This window comes from Streptomyces sp. LMG1-1-1.1, from assembly GCF_040815545.1.
GTDB lineage: Bacteria > Actinomycetota > Actinomycetes > Streptomycetales > Streptomycetaceae > Streptomyces.
The window spans coordinates 13,527-27,950 of record NZ_JBFPNH010000014.1 but is presented as its reverse complement, the minus strand read 5'-3'; the positions used below and the strand labels follow the sequence as shown (position 1 = coordinate 27,950).

Annotated in this window: 17 protein-coding genes; 14 read left to right on the top strand and 3 right to left on the bottom strand. The window is 71.1% G+C overall.

Going from position 1 to position 14,424, the window contains the following annotated elements:
- Positions 1 to 3 precede the first annotated feature (3 nt).
- The 9 genes from MRBLMG1_RS05785 to MRBLMG1_RS05745 all read left to right on the top strand — a co-directional run bounded on the left by MRBLMG1_RS05785 (position 4) and on the right by MRBLMG1_RS05745 (position 6,503).
- Positions 4 to 384: a TadE/TadG family type IV pilus assembly protein gene (locus MRBLMG1_RS05785; protein ID WP_367821377.1), complete on the top strand. Its 381-nt coding sequence runs from the start codon at positions 4 to 6 to the stop codon at positions 382 to 384.
- A complete protein-coding gene (locus MRBLMG1_RS05780) occupies positions 381 to 785 on the top strand; it encodes a TadE/TadG family type IV pilus assembly protein (protein WP_367821375.1) in 405 nt (134 codons plus the stop codon). Before MRBLMG1_RS05785 ends, MRBLMG1_RS05780 begins: the two co-directional genes overlap by 4 nt.
- Entirely contained in the window at positions 782 to 2,128 is a 1,347-nt protein-coding gene (locus MRBLMG1_RS05775) for a CpaF family protein (protein ID WP_367821373.1), read from the top strand. Before MRBLMG1_RS05780 ends, MRBLMG1_RS05775 begins: the two co-directional genes overlap by 4 nt.
- A gap of 232 nt (positions 2,129 to 2,360) precedes the next feature.
- Entirely contained in the window at positions 2,361 to 3,302 is a 942-nt protein-coding gene (locus MRBLMG1_RS05770) for a type II secretion system F family protein (protein ID WP_367821372.1), read from the top strand.
- 11 nt (positions 3,303 to 3,313) lie between these two features.
- A complete protein-coding gene (locus MRBLMG1_RS05765; protein WP_367821371.1) occupies positions 3,314 to 4,201 on the top strand; it encodes a DUF5936 domain-containing protein in 888 nt (295 codons plus the stop codon).
- A gap of 231 nt (positions 4,202 to 4,432) precedes the next feature.
- Positions 4,433 to 4,642, top strand: a complete 210-nt coding sequence (locus MRBLMG1_RS05760) for a Flp family type IVb pilin (protein WP_414721492.1) — start codon at positions 4,433 to 4,435, stop codon at positions 4,640 to 4,642.
- Entirely contained in the window at positions 4,642 to 5,262 is a 621-nt protein-coding gene (locus MRBLMG1_RS05755) for a pilus assembly protein TadG-related protein (RefSeq protein ID WP_367821370.1), read from the top strand. Before MRBLMG1_RS05760 ends, MRBLMG1_RS05755 begins: the two co-directional genes overlap by 1 nt.
- Positions 5,263 to 5,294: 32 nt before the next feature.
- The gene (locus tag MRBLMG1_RS05750) at positions 5,295 to 5,876 is read left to right on the top strand and encodes a hypothetical protein (RefSeq protein ID WP_367821369.1); all 582 of its coding nucleotides are present in this window, start codon (positions 5,295 to 5,297) and stop codon (positions 5,874 to 5,876) included.
- Between the two features lie 9 nt (positions 5,877 to 5,885).
- Positions 5,886 to 6,503 carry an OmpA family protein gene (locus MRBLMG1_RS05745; RefSeq protein ID WP_367821368.1) on the top strand — a complete coding sequence of 206 codons (618 nt, stop codon included), beginning with the start codon at positions 5,886 to 5,888 and terminating at the stop codon, positions 6,501 to 6,503.
- Positions 6,504 to 6,573: 70 nt separating this feature from the next.
- On the opposite strand, the gene MRBLMG1_RS05740 is transcribed toward MRBLMG1_RS05745, so the two are convergent.
- Positions 6,574 to 7,494 carry a hypothetical protein gene (locus tag MRBLMG1_RS05740; protein ID WP_367821367.1) on the bottom strand — a complete coding sequence of 307 codons (921 nt, stop codon included), beginning with the start codon at positions 7,492 to 7,494 and terminating at the stop codon, positions 6,574 to 6,576.
- A 122-nt stretch (positions 7,495 to 7,616) separates the two neighbouring features.
- On the opposite strand from MRBLMG1_RS05740, the gene MRBLMG1_RS05735 reads away from it, so the two are divergent.
- A complete protein-coding gene (locus MRBLMG1_RS05735) occupies positions 7,617 to 8,027 on the top strand; it encodes a hypothetical protein (RefSeq protein ID WP_367821366.1) in 411 nt (136 codons plus the stop codon).
- Between the two features lie 78 nt (positions 8,028 to 8,105).
- Positions 8,106 to 9,209: a glycosyltransferase family 39 protein gene (locus MRBLMG1_RS05730; RefSeq protein ID WP_367821365.1), complete on the top strand. Its 1,104-nt coding sequence runs from the start codon at positions 8,106 to 8,108 to the stop codon at positions 9,207 to 9,209.
- Positions 9,210 to 9,308: 99 nt separating this feature from the next.
- Here MRBLMG1_RS05730 and MRBLMG1_RS05725 read toward each other — a convergent pair whose 3' ends face one another.
- A complete protein-coding gene (locus MRBLMG1_RS05725; protein WP_367821364.1) occupies positions 9,309 to 9,668 on the bottom strand; it encodes a DUF192 domain-containing protein in 360 nt (119 codons plus the stop codon).
- A 40-nt stretch (positions 9,669 to 9,708) separates the two neighbouring features.
- On the opposite strand from MRBLMG1_RS05725, the gene MRBLMG1_RS05720 reads away from it, so the two are divergent.
- Positions 9,709 to 10,449, top strand: a complete 741-nt coding sequence (locus MRBLMG1_RS05720) for a prepilin peptidase (RefSeq protein ID WP_367821363.1) — start codon at positions 9,709 to 9,711, stop codon at positions 10,447 to 10,449.
- A 304-nt stretch (positions 10,450 to 10,753) separates the two neighbouring features.
- Here MRBLMG1_RS05720 and mgrA read toward each other — a convergent pair whose 3' ends face one another.
- Complete coding sequence (gene mgrA, locus MRBLMG1_RS05715; RefSeq protein ID WP_367821362.1) at positions 10,754 to 11,791, bottom strand: L-glyceraldehyde 3-phosphate reductase; 1,038 nt, start codon at positions 11,789 to 11,791, stop codon at positions 10,754 to 10,756.
- Positions 11,792 to 11,917: 126 nt separating this feature from the next.
- On the opposite strand from mgrA, the gene MRBLMG1_RS05710 reads away from it, so the two are divergent.
- Both MRBLMG1_RS05710 and MRBLMG1_RS05705 read left to right on the top strand, forming a co-directional pair.
- A complete protein-coding gene (locus MRBLMG1_RS05710; RefSeq protein ID WP_367821361.1) occupies positions 11,918 to 12,679 on the top strand; it encodes an isoprenyl transferase in 762 nt (253 codons plus the stop codon).
- Positions 12,680 to 12,975: 296 nt separating this feature from the next.
- Positions 12,976 to 14,301, top strand: a complete 1,326-nt coding sequence (locus tag MRBLMG1_RS05705; protein ID WP_366308562.1) for a PhoH family protein — start codon at positions 12,976 to 12,978, stop codon at positions 14,299 to 14,301.
- Positions 14,302 to 14,424 lie beyond the last annotated feature (123 nt).

Sequence of the window (14,424 nt, the reverse complement as noted above, 5' to 3'; positions counted from 1 at the left end):
CCCATGACCGCGATCCGGGACGACGACAGGAGACGGGGTGACCGTGGCCAGGTGGCGGTGGAGTTCCTCGGCATGGTGCCGCTGATCCTGCTCACCCTCGCCCTGCTCTGGCAGATCGTCCTGGTCGGGTACACGTACACCCTCGCGGGGAACGCGGCGGACGAGGCGGCGCGAGCGGCCGCCGTCGGAGACGACTGCGGCGAGGCCGCTCTGCGACACCTCGACGGCGCCTGGAAGAGCGGCGCGAGGCCGAGCTGCACCACGGGCGACGGCATGGTGACCGCCGTCGTCGAGATCCAGGTCCCCGTCCTCGTCCCCGGAGTCGGCGGCCTCTTCACCGTACGAGGCAAGGCCGGCGCGATAGCGGAGGGCCCCACGCCATGACGGAACAGCCGCCCACCCGGACCCGGACCCGCGACCGCGGCCAGGCCGCCATCGAATACCTCGGCTTCCTCCCCATCCTGCTCCTCGTCGGGCTGGCCGGACTCCAGCTCGGCATCGCCGCGTACGCCGCCCAGCAGGCGGGCACGGCGGCCCGCGCCGCGGCCCGGGCGGCGAGCAGCGACGACGAGGACGCGCCCAGCCCCCAGGCCGCTGCCCACGCGGCGGTGAGCGGCTGGGTCGCGGAGCGGTCCACCGTGTCGTACGACGGCGGCGGAGGCGAGGCCGTCGTCACCGTCACCGTCGACATCCCCTCCGTCGTGCCCTTCTGGGACGGCCTCGGAAGCGTCGAGAAGACCGCCACCATGCCGATGCCCGAGACGCCTCAGGAGGACCTGCCATGAGCCTGCGCGCCCGGATCAACGCCCCCGAGGAGAAGGGCGGCGGCGCCGCTGCCAGGGAGGACGGCCACCTGGTCGCCGCCTTCCGCGCCAAGCTCCTGGAGGAGATCGACCTCACCGAGATGTCCGCGCTCGCGGCCGCCGAGCGGCGCGCCCGCCTGGAGCGCGTCCTCGGCCACATCATCAGCCGCGAGGGCCCGGTCCTCTCCACCGCGGAACGCGCCCAGCTGATCCGCCGGGTCGTCGACGAGGCCCTCGGGCTCGGCGTACTCGAACCGCTCCTCGAAGACGCCTCCATCACCGAGATCATGGTCAACGGTCCCGACCAGATCTTCATCGAACGCGGCGGGCGCGTCGAACTCCTCCCGCTCCGCTTCGCCTCCCACGACCAGCTGATGCAGACCATCGAGCGGATCGTGTCGACCGTCAACCGCCGCGTCGACGAGTCCAACCCGATGGTCGACGCCCGGCTCCCCTCCGGGGAACGCGTCAACGTCATCATCCCGCCGCTCTCCCTCACCGGCGCGACCCTCACCATCCGCCGCTTCCCCCGCGCCTACACGCTCCACGAGATGATCGGCCTCGGCTCCCTCGACGAGCAGATGCTGCTCCTGCTGTCCGGGCTCGTCCAGGCCAAGTTCAACCTGATCGTCTCCGGCGCCACCGGCACCGGCAAGACCACCCTCCTCAACGCCCTCTCCGGCCTCGTCCCGGACGGCGAACGCATCATCACCATCGAGGACTCGGCCGAACTCCAGCTCCAGCAGTCCCACGTCATCCGGCTGGAGGCCCGCCCGCCGAACATCGAGGGCCGCGGCGCCATCTCCATCCGCGACCTCGTCCGCAACTCCCTGCGCATGCGCCCCGACCGGATCATCGTCGGAGAGGTCCGCGGCGGCGAGACCCTCGACATGCTCCAGGCCATGTCCACCGGCCACGACGGCTCCCTCGCCACCGTCCACGCAAACTCCGCCGAGGACGCCCTCATGCGGCTCCAGACCCTCGCCTCCATGTCCGAGGTCAAAGTCCCCTTCGAAGCCCTGCGCGACCAGATCAACAGCGCCGTCGACGTCCTCGTCCAGCTCACCCGCCACCCCGACGGCACTCGCCGGATCACCGAGATCTCCGTCCTCGCCTCCCACGGCCGCGAACGCTTCCTCCTCGCCACCATCTGCCGCTTCCAAGCCCAGCCCGTCGCCGCCGACGGCCGCGTCTACGGACGCTTCACCTACCACCCGCTGCCCCGCCGCGTCGCCGAACGCCTCTACATGGCCGGACAGCCCATCCCCCAGGCCTTCGGCGTCGCCGCCACCGACGCCCACCTGGCCACCCGAGAGGCGGAATGATGCCCGACACGGACCTCGCCACCGCAGCGGCGGGAGCGCCGATGAGAACCGGTCTCGGCACGGGAGCGCCGATGCGTGGCGCGCGTACCGGTCTCGGCACGGGAGCGCCGATGCGTGCCGCGTGTACCGGTCTCGCCACGGGAGCGCCGATGCGTGCCGCGCGTACCGGTCTCGCCACGGGAGGGCCCGGCATGACGGCTCGCGGCGGCCTCGTCGCCGGGGAGGCGCGGCGATGACCGACCCGTTCTGGCTGACCGCGGGCGTGACCCTGCTCGCCTGCGTCCTGGGCATCGTCGGGGTCCAGCTGTACGCGAGCGGGGCACGCCGGCACGCGGCGCTCGTCGCCCGGCTCGACGAGAGCGGCGAGCCCGAGGCCACGGGCCGCCGCCGGCGCCGCTTCCGCGGCATCGACCGGCGGGTCCGCAAGACCACGCTCGGACGCAAGCTGGAGCTGCGCATCGCGGCCACCGGACTCGACATCACAACCGGCGAGTTCACCGTCGCGCTCGCCGCGACCGTCGCCGTCCTGTGGGTCGTCGGACAGGCCGCGCTCTCCCCGTTCTTCGGCCCGATCTGCGGACTCCTCGGCGTCTGGGTCGCCATCGGATTCCTCAACTGGCAGCGTCAGAAGCGCATCGAGAAGTTCATCAACCAACTCCCCGAACTCTCCCGCATCCTGGCCAACGCCACCCAGGCCGGCCTCGCCCTGCGCATGGCCCTCAGCCTCGCCGCCGACGAGCTCGAAGCCCCGGCAGGCGACGAACTAGAGAAGGTCGCACAGCAGTTGGCGGTCGGCACCTCCCTCGACGACGCCCTCGGCGAACTGGCCGAACGCCTCCCCTCGCGCGAACTCGTCGTCCTCGTCACCACCCTCGTCCTCGCCAACCGGGCCGGCGGCACCGTCGTCTCCTCCCTGCGCAACCTCACCGAGACCCTGGAGGAACGCAAGGAGACCCGGCGCGAGGTCCGCACCCAGCTCTCCCAGGTGAGCATGACCGCGTACGCCGTACCCGTCATCGGCGTCGGCTCCCTCCTCCTCATCGACAACATGCAGCCCGGCGCCCTCGACCGCATGACCGGCTCCGGCATCGGACAGGCCGCCGTCGTCGCCGCCTTCGCCCTGTACGTGGTCGGCTTCGCCGTCATCCGCCGCTTCTCGAAGATCGACGTATAGGAACGGCCGCCGTGGACCTCCTCCTCGCCCTCCTCGCCGGCCTCGCCGTCGCCGGCGCCTCCTACGGCCTGCGCCTCTACCGCGCCGACGCCCGCCTCCCCGACGACCTCAGGCTCGCCTTGGAAGTCGGCGCCACCCGCACCGGCGCCGTCGATTCCGCCGTCGATCGCCTCGGCATGCGCTGGTCACCCGCCGTCCTCCGCCTCATGGGACCCAAGCGCGTCAACTCCGTCCGCCGCCGCATCGACCTCGCCGGCAACCCCGGCGGCCTCACCATCGACCGGTACGGTGCCCGCCGGGCCGTCTACGGCTTCCTCGGCGTCCTCGGCGGCCTCCTCATGCTGAGCAAGGGCTCCTACCTCGTCGCCCTCCTCCTCTTCGCCTTCGGCGCCCTCTGGACCGAAGTCGGCATCTGGTCCGCCGTCCGCATCCGCAAGGACCAGATCGAACGCACCCTCCCCGACTTCCTCGACGTCCTCGCCGTCGTCGTCTCCGCCGGCCTCGGCTTCCGTCAAGCCCTCGAACGCGTCGCCGACAAGTACGAAGGCCCCTGGGCCGACGAACTCCGCATCACCCTCCGCCAGATGGACATGGGCGTCAGCCGCCGCCAAGCCTTCGACGAACTCCGCCGCCGCAACGACTCCGAGCAGGTCGCCCAGTTCGTCACCGCGCTCCAACAAGGCGAGGAACTCGGCGCCCCCATCGTCGACACCCTCATCCAGATCGCCAACGACATGCGCCGCACCGACGCCCAGAACGCCCGCCGCAAAGCCGCCAAAGCCGTCCCCAAGGCCACCATGGTCATCACCACCCTCATGGTCCCCGCCACCATGATCCTCCTCGGCGCCGGCCTCTTCCTCGGCACCGGCACCGACTTCGGCTCCGTCGCCGGCAAATGACCCCCCTGACATATTCCGCCGAAACCCCTTCGCCCCCACAACCCGATGTGCCACAGTGCCAACTGAGTGTGAGGGAGGTGCACGTCATGGACCCGTTCGCCCCGCACCCGTCCCTCCCACCCACCGACCCGACCACCCAGGCCCACCCCCGGGCCCCCAGGCCCTGTCCGCCGACCCCCCCGTCGGCGTACCGTGCCCACACCCAGGCGTCTCAACGCGGAGGGGACCACGATGAACGACGCGATGCTCAAAGCCCTCACGAGGGCCAAGATCCGAACCACCACCCACCTCACCCGTGGCGACCGCGGCCAGACCGCGGTCGAGTACCTGGGGATCATCGTCGTGGTGGTGGCGATCGTGGTGGCGATCACAGGTACGGACATCGGCCAGTCGATCAAGACCGCAATCACGGAGAAGATCGCCGACCTGACCGGCGACTAGTGCGGAGAGCCCGAGGGGACTCCGGGCAGGCGTTTCCCGTGTACATCGCCGTTGTGGCGGGCCTTCTGTTCCTGGCATTTGCCTACTTCGCAGTGGGGCAGGCTGCGTCGACTCGTAACGGCGCCCAAACCGCAGCCGATGCGGCAGCCCTTGCGGCCGCCCAGGATGCGCGGGATCAGTTGCGGGAGGGTTGGCTCGAGGTGATCCTCGATACCGAGCGCTGGAACAGCTTCCTTCGGGGCACGCTGTACGACTCCTCCTCCGCGTGCGAACGGGCGAGGGTGTTCGCGGTCAGGAACGAGGCCGAGCTTTCAGGTAGCGGCTGCGTGCCACTTTCCGGCGGGGGCGAGGGCTTTCACGTGACGGTACGCACGACGGGATCGGAGCCGCGGCATGCAAGAGCTTCTGCAGAAGCCGTGATTGAGCCACTGTGCACGTATGAGCAACAGGAACCCACGGAGAGTCCTACGCCCGATCCGCCGTCGACTGGTGATCCCGAGGAGGCGGAGAGCGGCCCGATTCTGGGGCTCATTTGCGACGGGCGGCCTTGGGAGATCGACCCCGAGGACCCCACCCTCCCTGATGCCGCCGACCTCTTCACCGTCCGATTGACCGAATGACCCGCGGCGACGAGCAAAGGAAGAAGCGGTACATGAACGTGCAGTACGCAAGGAACCGCCGTGGAGCGGTGGTTGTCACGGCTGTTGTCTCGGCGGTGCTCTTCGTGACCGGCTGCGGAGCCAAGGATGAGCCCAGGGCGGATAAGCCTGCCGCGACTACGACGAGTCCTCAGAAGTCCCAGGGCGGGCAGAACCAGCAGCCCACCGAGGACCCGACAGAGACGTTGGCGGTCCTCAAAGGCCGTAAGGGTCTGCAACTCGCCATTTCCTCAGTGGAGCGAGACGCCGGCGGCTTCCTCACCGTCAAGGGACGTCTGAGCAACTCCGGTGACTCCGGCAGCGCGGTTCCCGCGCAGGTCAGTGGTGACGAGACTGAGGTCGTGAAGCACGGCACATCACTGGGCGGTGCCACCCTTGTCGATTCCGTGGGGAAGAAGCGGTACTACGTGCTGCGGGACACGGATGGGCGTCCGCTGACCACATCGGGTCTGGGAGTCGTGCGAGCCGACGACTCGGTCGACGTCTTCATGCAATTCCCCGCACCCCCCGCCTCCACCACCGAAGTCTCCTTTCAGCTGCCCACCTTTGAACCCGCCACCCTCAAACTCTCCTGAGGTGACGCCATGACGACGAGGAAACGACGGATCGTGGCGGTGGTCATCGCTGCGGTGGTGATGGGGCCGGTGGCCGGGCCGAGTGCGTATGCGGATGATCCGCCGGGGGCGGCGGGGAGTGCGTCGCCGGTGCCGGTGATCGATGCGGGGGCGCCGGGGTTGATGTTGCCGGATGGGGCGACGTTGGCGCCGGCGAAGGTGTTGGACATCAAGCAGATCGTGGAGGAGGAGGGCGGGGAGCAGCGGAGGCAGGACACGAACGTGGATGTGACGTTCGCGTTGCAGGCCGAGGTGTTGTTCCCGAAGAACAGTGCGAAGTTGTCGGGGGCGGCGACGGCGCGGCTCGGGGCCATCGCGGCGGAGATCAACAAGATGGGGTCCGGGCGGGTCAGGGTGTTCGGGTTCACGGACAACCTGGGGACGTACGAGCACGGGTTGAAGCTGTCGAAGGAACGCGCGGTCGCCGTGCAGCAGGTGTTGGCGCGGGCGCTGGATCCGGGGACGACGTTCGATATCCGGGGGTACAGCGAGGACTACCCGATCGCGGACAACGGGACGGAGGAGGGGCGGAAGAAGAACCGGCGGGTGGAGGTGTCGTTCCCGCGGACCACGGGCGCGGCGCCGTGAGCGGCGCGGGGGCGTAGAGGGGGCCGGGTCCGGGGGGAGCCGGTGATGGGCACGGCGTGGCGGGGTGAGGTCAGAGGTTCAGGGCGGCCAGGATCGTCGCCGTCATGCGGTCCGGTCGGGTGAAGACCTCGGCGGCGGTGAAGCGTAGGACGCGGCGGATGTCGGGGCAGGTCTGGAGGGCGTTGAAGCGGGCGATGTCGCGTTCGTGGGCGTGGCGGGTGCCGTGGAAGGCGTAGCCCTCGATCTCGATGGCGAGGCCGGCCGCGCGGAGGAGGAAGTCGGGGCGGAGGGGGCGGCCGTCCGCCGCGTGGAGGGTCGGTTGGGATTCGGGGAAGAGGCCGGCGTCCCGTATGCGGAGGCGGGCGACCGTCTCGGCGGGGGAGCCCGATGAAGGTTCGGCCCAGGGGAGCCAGGCGCGGGCGCGGGCGGAGCCGGGGCGGGGGGCGGTGAGTTCGGCGGCGAGGTCTTCGTAGTGGACGAGGGGCGCGCGCCGGATGCCGTCGACGGCGCGGTGGGCGAGTGCGGAGTCGGCGACGACGACGGCTTCCTCCCGGCTGCGGGAGCGCCGTATGAGGTCGCCGACCGTGCGTGCGGGGGTCGTCGTGCGGAGCCCGCGCCGGGTGGCCTGGTCGTGGTCCGCGAGGAAGGTGGTGGTGTGGATCCGCAGGCGGGCGTGGCGTGTCGATCGCGCGGGGGGAGGCGCGGTGAAGTCGAGGAGCTCCGAGGGGCCGGGGGCGGCCAGTTGTTCGATGCGGTGGAGGTGCGCGGCTGTTCCGTGGCTGCACACGAGTTCCGGGCGGAGGAGTTGGAGGGCGGTCGCCCTGAGGCGCCAGTCGACTTCTTTCCCCGGGGCGGCCCAGGCGCCCCGGCAGATCCGCTGCCAGCCGTCCCGGCGCAGGCGGCCGGCCAGCCGGCCCGGGGGCCAGCCCGCCGCGGCCGCTCGGGCCGTCAGGAGGATCCCGCCCCTGGCGAGGATCGCCAACTCGTACATACGCGCAACGATCCACGGAAGAGGGACACTTCACACCCCCTGTGGAAAACCCGTCGCAAGACGTCGTCAGGAAAACGCAAAAGCGGCGGGACGTACCCGTCGCACAGGAGCATTCTGGACAGATGACGACGACTCCGAGCGAGACGCCGAGCGCGATGCCGGGCGGGACGCCGGGCGCGACTCCGAGTGTGCAGTTGGTCAGTGACCTGGTCACCCGGATTCCCGAGTTCCGGGGTGTGTACGAGACCCATGTCTTCCATCAGGGCGGTGTGTTGCCGCATGTCTTCTTCTGGGACGTGGTGCAGGACACCGTCCGCTCCTTCCTCGGGGAGGCCCCGACCTCGGCCGACTGGCGCCGCACGCTGGACTTCCTGGAGGAGCAGATCTGTCGGGGCGTCGTCGGCATCGACGAGGTCATCGTCACCTCCTTCCTCGGCGACCTCCCCTCGCCGCAGGAGCCGGGGCACGCCATCGTCGAGCAGCTCGGCCCCGTCATGGCCGCCAAGTTCGGGCGCATAAGGCCTCTCGGCTGACGGCGCCCGGCCACCCCAGGCGCCCCACCCCCACCACCCACCCCACCCGCCCCACCACCCCCCGGGATAATCGGGCCCATGTCCAGGCCCGTCCTCCCCCGCACCCCGCTCGCCGCCGCCCTCGGCGGTTACGTCGCGACCCGGTCGATCGGGCTCGCGGTGCTCGCGGTCGTCGCCGCCGCCACGGGCAAGGACGGGCTGCACCGGCTCAAGGGGCGGTGGGACTCGGTCTGGTACGTGCGGATCGCCGAGCACGGATACGGGTACGAGGTGCGGCTGCCGAACGGGGACGTCCACTCCGATCTGGCGTTCTTCCCGTTGTTCCCGGCTTTGGAGCGGGGTCTTTCGGCGGTGCTGCCGGTGGACGCGGGGACGGCGGGGCTCGTCGTGTCGTGGAGTGCGGGGGTCGCGGCGGCGTGGGGGATCTACCGGTGCGGGGCCCAGGTCGGCGGCGAGCGGGTGGGGGTGCTGCTCGCGGTGCTGTGGGGCGTGTACCCGACGGCGTTCGTGCAGTCGATGGCGTACACGGAGACGCTGTTCACGGCGCTTGCGGCCTGGTCGCTGTACGCGGTGCTGCGCGGGCGGTGGGTCCTGGCGGGTGTGCTGTGCGCGGCGGCCGGGTTGACCCGGCCGACGGCCGCGGCGCTGATCGCCGCCGTCGGGATCACGGCCGTGGTGACGGTCGTGCGGGAGCGGCGGGCGTCGCTGCGGATGATGGTGGGGGTGCTGATCGCCCCGCTGGGCTGGCTGGGTTACGTCGTGTACGTCGGGGTGCGGGAGGGGAGCGCGACCGCGTACTTCGACGTGCAGGCCGCGTGGGGGAACTCGATCGACGGGGGTGTCGCCCTCGCCCGGTTCATCGCGGGCCTGCCGTGGGCCGCGGCCCTGGGGCTGTGCGCGGCGCTGGCGCTCCTCGGCTGGCTGGTCGTGCTGTGCGTGCGGCAGGGGCAGCCGCTGCCGCTGCTCGTGTACACGATCGGCGTCGTGTTCGTCTCCCTGGTCGGAGCCGCGTACTTCGGTTCCCGGCCGCGCCTGATGATGCCCGCCTTCGGGCTGCTCCTGCCGCCGGCGGCGGCACTCGCGCGCGTGCGGACCCGTACCGCCGTGCCCGTCCTCGGGGGGCTCGCGGTCGCCTCCGCCGTGTACGGCGCCTTCACGCTGCTCGGCTCGGGCCCGCCGTGACCCCCCGCTCCGTCCAGGTCCTGTCCGGAAAGCCTCGCCTGGCCTAATCGCCAGTGCTTGTCCGGAAAGTGCCGCCTGGCCCGCGGGGAATGCGGAGACCTAATGCGCGTCCGGCTCCACGCGCACGCGTGCGCCCCGCCGTAGGCCCCATCCGGTCATGGCGCCGGCCTCCGCCTCGAGGACGTGCCGGCCGCGGGGGCGGAGCATGCCGAGGCGGCCGGGGGGCATGGTGACGACGGAGAGGACGGTGAAGGAGCGGTCGAGGTAGGCGACGTCGATGGGGAACCGCATGCCGAAGGTGTGCACGCTGTTCGTGCGGACGATGAGCAGGGCTCCCGTGACGCCGTCGCGGCCGAGGAGGCCGCGGCGCCGTGCCCGGTGGGAGGCGGCGATCTCCAGTGGCACGGCGAGCGCGTGCGGAGCCGTCAGCGTTCCTGTTCCGTCCACCCATTTCCCCATGCGCCAGACCGTAGCGGTACCGGGCTCTAGGGTCGGGTCCGTGGACCTCGCACTGATCGCCGTCGCCGCCGTGTGGGGCGCCGTGGCCGGCCTGTTCGTGCCGCGGGCGGCGTACCGGCTCGCGGTGGAGCCGGAGGAGCCGTGGCGGGACAGGTGCCCCGCGGGGCATCCGCTCGTCGGGCCGGCGCGGGGGTGGCTCGGCGGGCCGGGGCGGCGGGAGTGCGCGACGACCGCGGGGCCGTCGGTCGCGCCGCTGCTGACCGCGGTGGTGTGTGCCGCGCTCGCCGCCGCGGCGGGCGGGCAGCCGCGGCCGGAGCTGGTGGTGTGGCTGCTCGGAGCGCCCTTCGGTGTCCTCCTGGCCTGTGTGGACGCGCGGGTGCACCGGCTGCCGGACGGGGTGACGCTGCCGCTCGCGGTCGCCGTCCCGCTGCTGCTCGGCGGGGCCGAACTCCTGCCGTACGAGGCCGGGTCCTGGGTGCACGCGGTGCTCGGCGCCGCGGTGCTCGGCGGGTCCTATCTGGTGCTGTTCCTGATCAATCCGGGCGGGCTCGGCTTCGGGGACGTGAAGCTGGCGGTGCCGCTGGGGGCCGCGCTCGGCTGGTACGGCTGGGGGGTCCTCTTCAGCGGGGCCTTCGCGGGCTTCCTGCTCGGCGCGGTGTACGGCCTCGGACTCGTCGCCCTGCGGCGGGCCGGGCGCTCCGCGGCGATCCCGTTCGGCCCGTTCATGCTGGCGGGCGCGCTCCTGGGCCTGCTCCTCGGCGGTTTCACCGCCCTGCCGTGATCCCGCCCCGTGTCCGAACGGCTGCGCCGCGTCAACGTGGCGCGTCTTCCGGCGGTTCCCCCGTGGGAGGGACGGAAGTCCGCCGCCACGCCGGGGCGCAAACCCGCCACGAGGCCCCAGAGCCCTTGTCCCGCTTGGGATCCGGCGAATTCGCGGCGGTTCGTCGGCCGCACGTGGCGCGCAAGACGACTATCGAAGGGTTATGGTGGAAACCCCCCCTCGGGCCGGTCCGTATCCCCCCCACGGACCGGCCCGTTTTTCTTTTCCCGGGCCCCGCGGAGGCGCCCCGGGTCCCTCGGGGGCGTCAGCCCCGGCCGGCCCAGATGTTCGTGCCGGCGGTGTCGACCGCGAACGAGTCGATCTCCTTGAGCTCCTCGGCGGTCAGTGCCGGGGCGGCGACCGCGGCCACGTTCTCCTCCAGCTGGGCGACGCTGGACGCGCCGATCAGCGCCGAGGTCATCCGCTCGTCGCGCAGCACCCACGAGAGCGCCAGCTGCGCCAGGGACTGCCCGCGCCGCTCCGCGATGTCCGCGAGGCCGTGGAGGCGCCGCAGCACCTCGTCGGACAGGAGGTTCGGGTCGAGGGACTTGCCCTGGGTGGCGCGCGAGCCCGCCGGGATGCCCTTCAGGTACTTGTTGGTGAGCAGTCCCTGGGCGAGCGGCACGAAGGAGATGCAGCCCATGCCGGCCTCCTCCAGGGTGTCGAGGAGGCCGTCGTCCTCGGTCCAGCGGTTGATCATCGAGTACGACGGCTGGTGGATCAGCGGCCGGACGCCCATGTCCTGGAGGATCCGGGCGGCCTCGGCGGTCTGCTCGCTGTTGTACGAGGAGACGCCGACGTACAGCGCCTTGCCCTGCTGGACGGCGGAGGCCAGGGCCCCCATCGTCTCCTCCAGCGGGGTGTGCGGGTCGAAGCGGTGCGAGTAGAAGATGTCGACGTAGTCGAGGCCCATCCGGTTCAGGGAGGCGTCGAGCGAGGACAGCAGGTACTTGCGGGAGCCCCACTCGCCGTACGGGCCGGGGTGCATCTCGTAGCCGGCCTTGGTCGAGATGATCAGCTCGTCGCGGTAGGGCGCGAAGTCCTGGGCGAAGAGCTTGCCGAAGTTGAGCTCGGCGGAGCCGGGCGGCGGCCCGTAGTTGTTCGCGAGGTCGAAGTGGGTGACGCCGAGGTCGAAGGCGCGGCGCAGGATCGCGCGCTGGGTGTCGAGCGCCTTGTCGTCGCCGAAGTTGTGCCAGAGGCCGAGCGAGACGGCCGGGAGCTTGAGGCCGCTGCGGCCCGAGCGGCGGTACTCCATGGTCTCGTAGCGGTCCGCGGAGGCGCGGTACAGGGGGGAATCAGTCACGTATCTCTGCTTATCACGGACTTGTGACAGTCCCGGGCTGGGAGCCTGTCGCCCGTCCGCAGTAGTGTGGCCGCTTGCGGACCGCCGCTGCCTGGCGGACCGCCGGTGCATGGAGAGGTAAGAACAGTGAACCTGCGCGACCTGGTGTACGGGCTCTACGCACGCCGGGTGGAAGGCCGCCTCGACCACGCCCAGGTGCCCAAGCACATCGGGGTCATCCTCGACGGGAACCGGCGCTGGGCCAAGGCGTCCGGCGGGACCCCCGAGCAGGGGCACAAGGCGGGCGCGGACAAGATCCAGGAGCTGCTCGGCTGGTGTGCCGAGACGGACGTCGAGGTCGTGACGCTCTGGATGCTCTCGACGGACAACCTGAACCGGCCCGAGGAGCAGCTCGTCCCGCTGCTCGGCATCATCGAGAACGCCGTGCGGTCGCTGGCCGCCGACGGCCGCTGGCGGGTCAACCACGTCGGCACGATGGACCTGCTGCCCGCGCGGACCCAGTCGGTGCTGAAGGAGGCCGAGCAGGCCACCCACGCCAACACGGGGATACTCGTCAACGTGGCCGTGGGCTACGGCGGCCGGCAGGAGATCGCGGACGCGGTCCGCTCGCTGCTCCTTGAGCACGCCGAGCGGGGGACGAGCTTCGAGGAGCTCGCCGAGATCGTCGACGTCGAGCACATCTCGGAGCACCTGTACACGCGTGGCCAGCCCGATCCGGACCTGGTGATCCGGACGAGCGGCGAGCAGCGCCTGTCCGGATTCATGCTGTGGCAGAGCGCGCACTCGGAGTACTACTTCTGCGAGGTCCACTGGCCGGCCTTCCGCAAGGTCGACTTCCTCCGGGCGCTGCGTGACTACGCGGCCCGACACCGGCGCTACGGAACCTGATCCCCTCGCGGACATTCCCGGTCGGAACCGATCATCTCGTGTTCACGAACACGTCGTCATATGCCCTGGCATGGCAGCCCCTGTTCGAGGGCATATCCCTGGTGAAGTGAGCGGCACGGAGACCGCCACCCGGGAGGCCCCTTGCACCAGGACGACCGTGCGGGACACGTACGGGAGAAGCGGAGGGCCGTGGTTCGGCCCGCGCATGGCGGCCTGAGCCCGGTCCCATTCCGCAGCGACACCGGTTCCGTCGCACCCCGACCTCACAGGGGTCTTCCGAGGGGGTCTGTCCTTCCGTGGTGACCAGCACGAAGCGCCGCCTTTCCGACCGGCGCACCTATGTTCTCGACACCAGCGTCCTGCTGGCCGACCCCAACGCCGTCTCGCGGTTCGAGGAGCACGAGGTCGTGCTCCCGATCGTCGTGGTGACGGAGCTGGAGGCCAAGCGGCACCATCCCGAACTCGGCTACTTCGCCCGGCAGGCGCTGCGCCTGCTCGACGACTTCCGGGTCCGGTACGGACGCCTCGACGCCCCCCTCCCCGTCGGGGAGCTGGGCGGCACCCTGCGTGTCGAACTCAACCATTCCGACCCCGGCGTCCTGCCCGCCGGCTACAGGTTGGGGGACAACGACTCACGGATCCTCGCGGTCGCGCGCAACCTCCAGGCCGAGGGGTACGACGTCACGGTCGTCTCCAAGGACCTGCCGCTGCGCATCAAGGCCTCCTCGGTGGGCCTTCTCGCCGAGGAGTACCGCGCCGAACTCGCCATCACGGACGCCAACGGCTGGACCGGGATGTCCGAGCTCGCGCTCTCCGGCGAGCAGGTCGACCTGCTCTTCGAGCAGAACACGCTGTACGTCCCCGAGGCCGCCGAGCTCCCGGTCCACACCGGCCTGGTGCTCCAGTCGGAGCGCGGCAAGGCACTCGGCCGGGTCACCGCCGACGGGAACGTACGGCTGGTCAGGGGCGACCGGGAGGCCTTCGGGCTGCACGGCCGCAGCGCCGAGCAGCGGATCGCGCTCGATCTGCTCCTCGACCCGGACGTCGGCATCATCTCCATGGGCGGCCGGGCCGGCACCGGCAAGTCCGCCCTGGCCCTCTGCGCGGGCCTGGAGGCGGTCCTGGAGCGCCGTCAGCACCAGAAGGTGATGGTCTTCCGACCGCTGTACGCGGTCGGCGGCCAGGAGCTCGGGTACCTCCCGGGCAGCGAGTCCGAGAAGATGAGCCCGTGGGCCCAGGCGGTGTTCGACACGCTGTCCTCGGTCGCGAGCCGCGAGGTCATCGAGGAGGTGCTCGGGCGCGGGATGCTGGAGGTCCTGCCGCTCACCCACATCCGGGGCCGCTCCCTCCACGACGCGTTCGTCATCGTGGACGAGGCCCAGTCCCTGGAGCGGAACGTCCTGTTGACCGTTCTGTCCCGTATCGGGGCGAATTCGCGGGTCGTCCTGACCCATGACGTCGCCCAGCGGGACAACCTCCGGGTCGGCCGGTACGACGGAGTCGTCGCCGTGGTCGAGAAACTGAAGGGGCATCCGCTCTTCGCCCACGTCACCCTCACCCGTTCCGAGCGCTCCCAGATCGCCGCGCTCGTGACGGAGATGCTGGAGGACGGTCAGATCTGACCCGTTTCGTACGCCTCTGTACGCGTACGGCAGTTGGCGCCGCCCGGCAAAGCGCAGGAGCTTAGCCGGGCGGCGCCGCGCTGTCGCCCGTAACTCCGAAAACACGTGCCCCTACCGAGGTGT

Excerpts from the sequence above, each read along its gene's own strand:
- MRBLMG1_RS05785 (WP_367821377.1), top strand. The coding sequence starts at position 4 with ATGACCGCGATCCGGGACGACGACAGGAGACGGGGTGACCGTGGCCAG.
- MRBLMG1_RS05780 (WP_367821375.1), top strand. The coding sequence starts at position 381 with ATGACGGAACAGCCGCCCACCCGGACCCGGACCCGCGACCGCGGCCAG.
- MRBLMG1_RS05750 (WP_367821369.1), top strand. The coding sequence starts at position 5,295 with ATGAACGTGCAGTACGCAAGGAACCGCCGTGGAGCGGTGGTTGTCACG.
- MRBLMG1_RS05770 (WP_367821372.1), top strand. The coding sequence starts at position 2,361 with ATGACCGACCCGTTCTGGCTGACCGCGGGCGTGACCCTGCTCGCCTGC.
- MRBLMG1_RS05730 (WP_367821365.1), top strand. The coding sequence starts at position 8,106 with ATGTCCAGGCCCGTCCTCCCCCGCACCCCGCTCGCCGCCGCCCTCGGC.
- MRBLMG1_RS05740 (WP_367821367.1), bottom strand. The coding sequence starts at position 7,494 with ATGTACGAGTTGGCGATCCTCGCCAGGGGCGGGATCCTCCTGACGGCC.
- MRBLMG1_RS05745 (WP_367821368.1), top strand. The coding sequence starts at position 5,886 with ATGACGACGAGGAAACGACGGATCGTGGCGGTGGTCATCGCTGCGGTG.
- MRBLMG1_RS05760 (WP_414721492.1), top strand. The coding sequence starts at position 4,433 with ATGAACGACGCGATGCTCAAAGCCCTCACGAGGGCCAAGATCCGAACC.
- MRBLMG1_RS05775 (WP_367821373.1), top strand. The coding sequence starts at position 782 with ATGAGCCTGCGCGCCCGGATCAACGCCCCCGAGGAGAAGGGCGGCGGC.
- MRBLMG1_RS05735 (WP_367821366.1), top strand. The coding sequence starts at position 7,617 with ATGACGACGACTCCGAGCGAGACGCCGAGCGCGATGCCGGGCGGGACG.
- MRBLMG1_RS05725 (WP_367821364.1), bottom strand. The coding sequence starts at position 9,668 with ATGGGGAAATGGGTGGACGGAACAGGAACGCTGACGGCTCCGCACGCG.